We start from the raw sequence: 1,312 nt of genomic DNA, 5'->3' as shown, positions 1-1,312 counted from the left end.
TGACCCGTCCTGAATAGCGTTGACACGTTCCAGACTTAAATCCGGAGAACGTGATGATGACTGAGTTCAAACGCACCCAACGCGATTATCCTCTATCCTTTAAAATAGCCGTCGTTGAGCAGGTCGAAAAAGGCGAGATGACCTATAAACAGGCCCAGCAGCGATATGGCATTCAGGGGCGCTCCACCGTACTTGTCTGGCTGCGTAAATATGGCCGGCTTGACTGGAGACCCGGACTTCCTGACCTGGTGAAGAGGAAACTGCCTGTGGCTCAGACAACTATCCCGCTGACACCCGAGCAAAGAATCAGGGAACTTGAAGAACAGCTTGAGCTGGCAAACCAGAAAGCTGAGTTTTTTGAGTCCGTTATCAACGTCCTGAAAAATGATTACGGGGTAAGTGTTGTAAAAAAGCGGCCCGGCAAGTCCTCACGCAAAGTCAGGCCCCCAAAATAACAGTTACGCGTGCATGTCAGTTCCTGGGGCACAGCAGACAGGCGTGGTACCAGTACAATACAAGATGTAATAAACGGCAGGAGCATCATGCTCAGGTTCTTGATTTTGTTGCCCGTACCCGGTGCCGCCAGCCGCGAATCGGTACGCGTAAACTGCACTATCTGCTGAACATGCAGGCCGATAAAACGCTGAATATCGGACGGGACCGTCTGTTTAATCTGCTGGGTGAATACCGGCTCCTGGTACCCGTGAAACGGGCATATCACAAAACCACCAACAGCCATCATCGCTTTTACCGGCATCCTAATCTGCTGAAACCCGGCCCTGAACAGGTTACCGCCCTTGAGCCAGAGCAGGTCTGGGTCGCCGATATTACTTACCTTCCACTACGCAGCGGCACGGCCTGTCTGAGTCTGGTCACCGATGCCTGCTCCAGAAAAATCGTGGGTTACCATGTCGGGGAAAACCTGCAGACAGAAAATGTGGTAAAGGCGTTCAGGCAGGCTCTGAGGCGGAGAAAAACGACAGGTCCGCTGGTACATCACTCTGACAGAGGACTGCAATACTGTTCGGTACTTTATCAGTCAGTTCATGAGCGAAACGGAATAACCTGTTCAATGACCGATGGTTACGACTGCTACCAGAATGCGCTGGCTGAGAGAATAAACGGGATACTGAAAAATGAGTTTTTACTCTCGCGTCCTGCAGACCTGGAGCAAGCGCGGGAAATAGTAAAAGAGTCCGTGGCAATTTATAACCATGAACGGCCACACCTGGCCCTGAAATACAAAACGCCCGATGATGTTCATCAGGCGTTTTACAGACAAAAAACTGTCAACCTATATCAGGACTAGTCA

The 1,312-nt window shown here is 50.8% G+C and carries 1 protein-coding gene; it reads left to right on the top strand.

Annotation, left to right across the window (positions count from 1 at the left end; translation table 11 throughout):
* The first annotated feature begins 53 nt into the window (after positions 1–53).
* A protein-coding gene (locus ACLJTG_RS23630) for an IS3-like element ISSen1 family transposase (protein ID WP_085983316.1) occupies positions 54–1,309 on the top strand; the annotation gives its coding sequence in 2 pieces (ribosomal slippage) (positions 54–405 and positions 405–1,309; 1,257 coding nt in all).
* Positions 1,310–1,312 lie beyond the last annotated feature (3 nt).

This window comes from Salmonella sp. SAL00672 (assembly GCF_046552175.1).
GTDB lineage: Bacteria > Pseudomonadota > Gammaproteobacteria > Enterobacterales > Enterobacteriaceae > Salmonella > Salmonella enterica.
The sequence above is the reverse complement of the archived record's forward strand: the minus strand, read 5'-3'. Positions and strand labels throughout refer to the sequence as shown.